Source organism: Mesorhizobium sp. M7A.F.Ca.US.007.01.2.1, assembly GCF_003998165.1.
GTDB classification, from domain to species: domain Bacteria; phylum Pseudomonadota; class Alphaproteobacteria; order Rhizobiales; family Rhizobiaceae; genus Mesorhizobium; species Mesorhizobium ciceri.
Genome location: NZ_RZQP01000254.1, coordinates 1 through 7,908 on the forward strand (window position 1 = coordinate 1; position 7,908 = coordinate 7,908).

Genomic DNA, 7,908 nt, shown 5'->3' on the forward strand with positions numbered 1-7,908 from the left:
GCTGTCCATCGATGACGAAATCATTATCGAGCCGAAAAAGCCGGTGGTCATGTTCGGCAGCGTCGCTGTCGCCTTGCCCCCGGGCGCGTTCCTGCAGGCAACCGAGGCCGCCGAACAGGCGATGGCCGACATCGTCGGCGGACATCTGAAGCGTGCCAAGAAGGTGGCGGATCTTTTCGCCGGTTGCGGTAGCTTTGCTCTGCGCCTGGCCGCGAAGTCGGAAGTCCATGCGGTGGAAGGCGATGCGGCAGCGCTTTCAGCGCTCGACCGTGGATCGCGCTTCGCCACCGGCTTGAAGCGGGTGACGGGCGAACGCCGCGACCTGTTCCGCCGGCCGCTGACGTTCAAGGAGTTGAACGCGTTCGACGGTGTGGTGTTCGACCCGCCGCGCGCCGGCGCCGAGGACCAGTCGAAGCAGATCGCCCGCTCGGATGTTCCCTACGTTGCTGCGGTATCCTGCAATCCGGTGACGCTGGCTCGCGACCTGCGCATCCTCATCGACGGCGGCTACGCCTTGAAGAGCGTGACGCCGATCGACCAGTTCCTGTGGTCGCCGCATGTCGAAGCGGTGGCACTGCTGGAGAAGCCGAAGAAGCGGCGATAGCCTGGAGGCTTCGGCCCTACGAACTTGGCGACAGTCGTTTCGACGTGCCGCCGCGTTGGTTGATCGACACCCAGGTGTTTGGGTTCTGCTGCGACTGGCGTTTCACGAAGTAATAGCCCGTCGCGTTCCAGGGCCTGATCTCATTGACCAGATTGTCCAGGACAAGATCGCCCTTGTCGGTTTTCACCGTCAGAATGGTGTGGCCTTCATTGTCCAGGTCGCGCACCACGGTCATCAGCAACGCCTGCCGGGGGAATCCCGCTGCCAGAAGAAGCTTGCGCTTGTAGAGCGCGTAGATCTTGCAGTCGCCCTTGCCGTCCACCGGATAGTCCCAGTGATCCGCCATCGTACCCCAGTGATCGAAATTGCTGACGGGTTTGATGGCGCTGTTCGCCTTCTGATTTATCCGTTTGAGGATGCGTAGGTTCTGCGCGGTCAGCTTGATATTCGCCGCCGGCAGAGCGGGCACCTTGCACTCCTTTGGCCGGCGATGGCAGAAATCGACCCAACCGTAGGGGACGCTGGTGCTTCCACCAACTGCGGCAGATTGCGTCGATCGCGACTTGAACAATGTCGACTGTGCCGCCGCCGGACTGGCTTGCAACGATGTCGCGCCAATCAACGAAACGAAGCCAAGCAGGAAAGAGGAGGTCAGGACGCCGGGGAAATGCCGCATTGCCAACACCACCGCAACCAGAGGGCCGGCACTGCGTTCGTGCGGAAACGGCAGCCCAGGCAGTTAACAATTTCCTAATGCCGATTGTGTTTACTTCAAGGTGCAGCCGGGGAATTCAAACTGGAAAACGCAAGCATCAGCGGGCGCATTCGGTCTGACTCGACCATCAGGGCGCCAGCGACGGACCTTTGTCATGCTTCCTGCAAGCTGTCATATCCCGCCGTCTTTGCAGCCTTGAGGAAATTACGATCAAAGGTTGCAAAGCCAGCGCCATGAGCTGATTTCCCCAGATGCAGAGCATCTGCGAAATCCATTCCCTTCTTCGCGAGGTCGAGTGCGGACGACACCACCGCGCTGTCGCGACCTCTACTGTTGGGAGCCCGCCAAATGTCCGCAGCGCGATGTCAGGCGCCGCATAACCGTAAGCGCCGGCGCAACTCTCATGATGGCGCTCTCGGGTGCGCTCGTCGCCTGGATTTTGCGAAAGATCGCTCGAACCGGGCTATTGCCGTCCTATGCACTTGACATCGCGGCCATGACGTTTGTCGCAGCTGCGCTGTATGTCTCCGGCCACGACGGGACCGTCGACTACCCGAGTGCTTGGGTCAAATATGCGATCGGTGGCGTCATCGCCTTCCTGATTCTCTACACGACTTCGCGCCGGTCTATCGGCAAGGCATAACGGCCCGGCCATCGGGGCCGTTCGCTCAGACCCGCGTGCCGCCCACCGTCATCTGGTTCATGCGCAGATGCGGCTGGCCGACGCCGACCGGCACGCCCTGTCCGGCCTTGCCGCACATGCCGATGCCGGTGTCGAGCTTCATGTCGTTGCCGATCATCGAGACGCGATGCATGGCGTCCGGACCGTTGCCTATCAGCATCGCGCCCTTGATCGGCTGCGTCACCTTGCCGTTCTCGATCAGGTAGGCCTCGGTGCAGCCGAACACGAATTTGCCCGAGGTGATGTCGACCTGGCCGCCACCGAAGGAGACGGCATAGATGCCGTTCTTGACCGAGGCGATGATTTCGTCCGGCTCCATGTCGCCCGCCGTCATATAGGTGTTGGTCATGCGCGGCATCGGCTGGTGTGCGTAGCCTTCGCGGCGGCCGTTGCCGGTTGCCTTCATGCCCATCAGCCGGGCGTTCTGGCGATCCTGCATGTAGCCGACCAGCTTGCCGTCCTCGATCAGCACATTGCGGGCCGAAGGCGTGCCTTCGTCGTCGACTGTCAGCGAGCCGCGCCGCTCGGGCATCGTGCCGTCGTCGACGACGGTCACCCCCTTGGCGGCGACCTGCTGGCCGAGCAGTCCGGCGAAGGCCGAGGTCTTCTTGCGGTTGAAATCGCCTTCCAGCCCATGGCCGACGGCCTCGTGCAGCATGACGCCCGGCCAGCCGCTGGACAAGACGATGTCGAAAGTGCCGGCCGGCGCCGGTATGGCCTCGAGATTGACCAGGGCTTGCCTGAGCGCCTCCTTGGCGGCGTGCTTCCAGCTGTCCTCGACCAGGAATTCGCCAAACGCCTTGCGGCCGCCCATGCCGTAGGAGCCGCTCTCCTGGCGGTCGCCATTGCCGACAACGACGGAGACGTTGACGCGGACCAGCGGGCGGATGTCGCGCACCACCTGGCCGTCGGCGCGCACGATCTCGACATGCTGCCAGGATGCGGCGAGCGATGCCGAAACCTGCCGCACGCGCGGATCCTCGGCGCGCAGCCAGGCGTCGATTTCCTGCAAGAGCTTTGCCTTGGCCTCGAAGGAGGGCGAGGGGATCGGGTTCTCTTCGCCATAGAGATGGCGGTTGGTGCGGGCGGGTGCGGCGGCAAGCGTGCCGGAATAGCCGCCCTTGACGGTCGAAACGGCATCGGCCGCGCGCAGCAGCGAAGCTTCGGAGAGATCGCTGGAATGGGCATAGCCGCTGGCTTCGCCGGCAACCGCGCGCAGGCCAAACCCTTGGTCGGTGTTGAAGTTGGCGGTCTTCAGCCGGCCATTGTCGAACATCAGCGCTTCGCTCTCGCTGTATTCGAGGAACAGCTCGCCGTCATCGGCGCCGTTGATGGTTTCGGCGACGATCTGCTTGATGCGATCGTCTGAAATGTCGAATTGGCCGATCAGGCTGTTCATGGCGCGTCCGTTCACAGGAGGAATGGGTCTTTGCCACGATGTAGGCGCGAAGGTGCGCCGAGACAATCGCTCAGCCGCATTGTGAAGACAAAAGCGGTTTGCCAGCAGACCGTCGACGTCACTTCTGGTTGATGAAGCCGGTGATGTCGCCGGGCTTTCAGGGGAGGGCGGCGAAGCCGTCGGCAAAACCCTTGAGGTCGACCGGGATGCCGATGCCTTCTTCCGGGGTCTGGAAGACAATGAAGGTGGCCGACGTGCCGGTCTTCAGCGTGTCGAGAAGCGGCTTTTCGAGGATAACCTCGGCATAGCAGCCGTCCTGGAAACAGCGCACGAAATAGGCGCGACCGATGTCCTTGCCGTCGACATTGAGGCCAAGCCCGTTGGGCAAAAGCACGCCGAGCGGCGCCAGCACGCGCAGGATCTCCGCCTTGTTGTCGGCGGTGCGCAGCACGACGACCGACAGTCCCATCTCCGGACGGTCCTCGGCGACGACGTTCTGCATCATCACGCATTGTTCCGAGGTGGCACCGGCCGGCGTGTCGCAGATGATCGACCATGCGCCATGCGTCGAGCGAACGGTACCGCTCGGTTGCGCGGCGTTCGCCGTGCCGGACACGATCGCGGACAAGCCGATGCCAGACAGGGCGGCGAAAAAGATGACCTTCGCCCAGTTTCTCGAAAACCGAGAGTTTCTCGAAAGCCAGTAATTCATGACGGCTCCATTGCGAATCACGGCACTTTAAGCCGCGCCAAAGCCAAGTAAAGGACGAGACCGCACCAGGTCTGCCCCGAAAAAGCCAATACGGCGCTTTTCCCTGCCAATTTCGCCCGAATTGCGACGTTCGGCACGTGCGCGCCGCGGGAATGCCGCTGTGGGTTCAATGTAGGCGATTCGGGGCTGCCGCGGCTGCCTCCAAAGGCACATCCGGGCTTGCGCGCAAAAATGCCGCACGGTTTCGTCCGCTCCTTTCTTGCGGAGGGAAAAAGAGTATGGTTTGAACCAGCTTGAAACTGTCGGGATTCCCGTCCCGGCATTGTTCGTTATTCTCGTGGGTACCACAGCGAGGAACTGGGAGACGATGAGGGCGATGAGAAATTTCCTGGCAAACGCCAAGGTTCCAGCAAGTGCCAAGTTTCTAAGTGCTTGTGCCGCTATCACGTTTTTCGCCGGCGCATCCGCCCATGCCGACCAGCCCAAGAACTGGGAGACAACCTTCCAGGCGCCGGCGACCGACATGATGCGGCAGATCGAGTGGTTCGGGAACTACACAATGTGGTTCATCGTCCCGATCACCATCCTGGTGCTGATTCTTCTCGCCTATTGCATCATCAGATTCCGCGCGAGCGCCAACCCGGTTCCGTCCAAGACCAGCCACAACACGTGGATCGAGTTGATCTGGACGATCGGACCTGTCGTCATCCTGCTCCTCATCGCTATCCCCTCGTTCCAGCTGCTGACCGCGCAATACACGCCGCCGGAAGAAGCAAAGCTGACCGTCAAGGCGACCGGCAACCAGTGGAACTGGGACTACGAGTACCAGACCGACAACACGCTCTCTTTCAACTCCGCGATCCTCCAGGACGCCGAACGCGCCGCTGCCGGCAAGGAGGACCGCAAGGTCTACCCGCGCCTGCTGGCCGTCGACAACGAGCTGGTCGTGCCGGTCAACACCATGACCCGCGTGCTCGTCACCGCGACCGACGTGATCCACTCCTTCGCCATGCCGTCGTTCGGCATCAAGATCGACGCCGTTCCGGGTCGCACCAATGAGACCTGGTTCAAGGCGGAGAAGGAAGGTATTTTTTACGGCCAGTGCTCGCAGCTCTGCGGCAAGGACCATGCCTTCATGCCGATCGCCATCCGCGTCGTCTCCGATGCGCAGTTCAAGACCTGGCTGGCGGCAGCCAAGACCGATCTGCCCGGCGCCAACAAGACGCTGATGGCCGAGGTCGACGGCCAGAACAAGGTAGCGGCCGCCGGCAACTGATGCCGCGGGTTAGCAAGATTTAGGGAACGGAGCGGAACATGGCAGACGCTGCAGCTCACGACGGGCACGACCACAAGCCTTATCACGGTTGGGTGCGCTGGGTTTATTCGACCAACCACAAGGACATCGGCACGCTCTACCTGATCTTCGCGATCATGGCCGGCATCATCGGCGGCGCCTTGTCGGTCGCCATCCGCATGGAGCTGCAGGAGCCTGGCATCCAGATCTTCAGCGGTCTGGCGCAGATGGTCTACGGCATGAACGGTGACGCCGCGATCGACGGCGGCAAGAGCATGTACAATGCCTTCGCCACCGCGCACGCCCTGATCATGATCTTCTTCATGGTCATGCCGGCGCTGATCGGCGGTTTCGCCAACTGGATGGTCCCGATCATGATCGGCGCGCCCGACATGGCGTTCCCGCGCATGAACAACATCTCCTTCTGGCTGCTGCCGCCGGCCTTCATCCTGCTGCTCACCTCGATGTTCATGCCGAGCGCACCGGGTGCCTATGGCGTCGGTGGCGGCTGGACGCTTTATCCGCCGTTGTCGACTTCGGGCCAGCCCGGGCCGGCCATGGATCTGGCGATCCTGTCGATCCACATTGCCGGTGCCTCGTCGATCCTCGGCGCCATCAACTTCATCACCACCATCTTCAACATGCGCGCGCCTGGCATGACGCTGCACAAGATGCCGCTGTTTGCCTGGTCGGTGCTGATCACCGCCTTCCTGCTCCTGCTGTCGCTGCCGGTTCTGGCCGGCGGCATCACCATGCTGCTCACCGACCGCAATTTCGGCACCACCTTCTTTGCGCCCGATGGCGGCGGCGACCCGATCCTGTTCCAGCACCTGTTCTGGTTCTTCGGTCACCCTGAAGTGTACATCCTGATCCTGCCGGGCTTCGGCATCATCAGCCACGTCATCTCGACCTTCTCGAGGAAGCCGGTGTTCGGTTACCTCGGCATGGCCTACGCCATGGTGGCGATCGGCGCCGTCGGCTTCATCGTCTGGGCGCACCACATGTACACGACCGGCCTGTCGCTCGACACGCAGCGCTACTTCGTCTTCGCCACCATGGTCATCGCGGTGCCGACAGGCGTGAAGATCTTCTCCTGGATCGCGACGATGTGGGGCGGGTCGATCTCGTTCAAGACGCCGATGCTGTGGGCGCTGGGCTTCATCTTCCTGTTCACCATCGGCGGCGTCACCGGCGTCCAGCTGGCCAATGCCGGCCTCGACCGCTCGCTGCATGACACCTATTTCGTCATCGCCCACTTCCACTACGTGCTGTCGCTGGGCGCGGTGTTCGCCATCTTCGCCGGCTGGTACTACTGGTTCCCGAAGATGACCGGCTACATGTATTCGCCCGTCATCGCCAACACCCACTTCTGGGTCACCTTCGTCGGCGTGAACCTGATCTTCTTCCCGCAGCACTTCCTCGGTCTCGCCGGCATGCCGCGCCGCACCATCGACTACCCCGATGCGTTTGCCGGCTGGAACTATGTGTCGTCCATCGGCTCCTACATCTCGGCCGTCGGCGTCCTGATCTTCCTCTATGGCGTGTTCGAGGCCTTCCAGAAGAAGCGGATCGCCGGCGCCAACCCATGGGGCGAGGGCGCAACGACGCTCGAATGGCAGCTGCCTTCGCCGCCGCCCTTCCACCAGTGGGAACAGCTGCCGAAGATCAAGTAAGGCGGCTGCCCGCTCGAATACGAAACCGCCGGTCCGCCGGCGGTTTTGGCCAACGGATGATGGACTTAAGTACGCATGGCCCTTGTCGACGACCCATTGATTGACGAAGCGGGCTTTCGCATGTCGGAAGCGACGGCGGGCGATTTCTTCGCGCTGCTGAAACCGCGCGTCATGTCGCTGGTGGTGTTCACCGCCTTTGTCGGCCTGGTCGCCGCACCCGTGACCATCAACCCTCTGCTGGCGGTGATCGCCATTCTGGCTATTGCGATAGGTGCTGGCGCCTCCGGCGCGCTCAACATGTGGTACGATGCCGACATCGATGCCGTGATGACCAGGACCGCCAGCCGCCCGGTCCCGGCCGGTCGAATCCAGCCGCACGAAGCGCTGACCTTCGGGTTGGTGCTGTCGGTGCTGTCGGTGATGACGCTCGGCGTGCTGGTCAACTGGCTGGCGGCTACGCTGCTGGCCTTCACCATCTTCTTCTACGCCGTCGTCTACACGATGTGGCTGAAGCGCTGGACGCCGCAGAACATCGTCATCGGCGGGGCCGCCGGTGCCATTCCGCCCGTGATCGGCTGGGCCGCGGTGACCGGGACGGTCAGCCTCGAAAGCGTTGTCTTGTTCCTGATCATCTTCCTGTGGACGCCGCCGCATTTCTGGGCGCTGGCGCTGTTCAAGTCCGAGGACTATGCCAAGGCCGGCATTCCGATGATGCCCAACGTCGCCGGCCACGCTTCGACCCGCCGCCAGATCTTCGCCTATGCGCTGGTGCTGGCCCCGGTCGGCGTGCTGCCGTGGCTGCTCGGCTACACCACGCCCTTCTATGGCG

General features: G+C 62.5%; 8 protein-coding genes and 1 pseudogene. 5 read left to right on the forward strand and 4 right to left on the reverse strand.

Going from position 1 to position 7,908, the window contains the following annotated elements; all coding sequences use genetic code 11:
• Nucleotides 1-604 (forward strand): annotated as a pseudogene (locus tag EN949_RS29810) (class I SAM-dependent RNA methyltransferase); the annotation flags it as partial.
• 16 nt (nt 605-620) lie between these two features.
• On the opposite strand, the gene EN949_RS29815 reads toward EN949_RS29810, so the two are convergent.
• Together EN949_RS29815 and EN949_RS37160 are read right to left on the reverse strand one after the other, a co-directional pair.
• Nucleotides 621-1,280: a transglutaminase-like cysteine peptidase gene (locus tag EN949_RS29815; protein ID WP_164755674.1), complete on the reverse strand. Its 660-nt coding sequence runs from the start codon at nt 1,278-1,280 to the stop codon at nt 621-623.
• Nucleotides 1,281-1,471: 191 nt separating this feature from the next.
• Nucleotides 1,472-1,594, reverse strand: a complete 123-nt coding sequence (locus EN949_RS37160; protein ID WP_281039798.1) for a hypothetical protein — start codon at nt 1,592-1,594, stop codon at nt 1,472-1,474.
• 128 nt (nt 1,595-1,722) lie between these two features.
• On the opposite strand from EN949_RS37160, the gene EN949_RS29825 reads away from it, so the two are divergent.
• Complete coding sequence (locus EN949_RS29825) at nt 1,723-1,962, forward strand: hypothetical protein (RefSeq protein WP_127366001.1); 240 nt, start codon at nt 1,723-1,725, stop codon at nt 1,960-1,962.
• 25 nt (nt 1,963-1,987) lie between these two features.
• Here EN949_RS29825 and tldD read toward each other — a convergent pair whose 3' ends face one another.
• Nucleotides 1,988-3,400, reverse strand: coding sequence for a metalloprotease TldD (gene tldD / locus EN949_RS29830; RefSeq protein ID WP_127366000.1), 1,413 nt, complete (start codon nt 3,398-3,400; stop codon nt 1,988-1,990).
• 157 nt (nt 3,401-3,557) lie between these two features.
• Nucleotides 3,558-4,112 (reverse strand): invasion associated locus B family protein, encoded by a 555-nt coding sequence (locus EN949_RS29835; RefSeq protein ID WP_013532781.1) that lies wholly within the window; start codon nt 4,110-4,112, stop codon nt 3,558-3,560.
• Between the two features lie 259 nt (nt 4,113-4,371).
• On the opposite strand from EN949_RS29835, the gene coxB reads away from it, so the two are divergent.
• From coxB to EN949_RS29850, 3 genes are all read left to right on the forward strand, one after another.
• Complete coding sequence (coxB, locus tag EN949_RS29840; protein WP_032809847.1) at nt 4,372-5,388, forward strand: cytochrome c oxidase subunit II; 1,017 nt, start codon at nt 4,372-4,374, stop codon at nt 5,386-5,388.
• 38 nt (nt 5,389-5,426) lie between these two features.
• Complete coding sequence (gene ctaD, locus EN949_RS29845; protein ID WP_013532779.1) at nt 5,427-7,079, forward strand: cytochrome c oxidase subunit I; 1,653 nt, start codon at nt 5,427-5,429, stop codon at nt 7,077-7,079.
• A gap of 75 nt (nt 7,080-7,154) precedes the next feature.
• Nucleotides 7,155-7,908 (forward strand): heme o synthase (locus EN949_RS29850; protein WP_127371870.1); only part of this gene is annotated, 754 nt, incomplete at its 3' end.

Bases quoted from the DNA above. Each gene is read 5' to 3' on its own strand.
- EN949_RS29815 (WP_164755674.1), bottom strand. From the start codon at position 1,280: ATGCGGCATTTCCCCGGCGTCCTGACCTCCTCTTTCCTGCTTGGCTTC.
- EN949_RS37160 (WP_281039798.1), bottom strand. From the start codon at position 1,594: ATGGATTTCGCAGATGCTCTGCATCTGGGGAAATCAGCTCATGGCGCT.
- EN949_RS29825 (WP_127366001.1), top strand. From the start codon at position 1,723: ATGATGGCGCTCTCGGGTGCGCTCGTCGCCTGGATTTTGCGAAAGATC.
- tldD (WP_127366000.1), bottom strand. From the start codon at position 3,400: ATGAACAGCCTGATCGGCCAATTCGACATTTCAGACGATCGCATCAAG.
- EN949_RS29835 (WP_013532781.1), bottom strand. From the start codon at position 4,112: ATGAATTACTGGCTTTCGAGAAACTCTCGGTTTTCGAGAAACTGGGCG.
- ctaD (WP_013532779.1), top strand. From the start codon at position 5,427: ATGGCAGACGCTGCAGCTCACGACGGGCACGACCACAAGCCTTATCAC.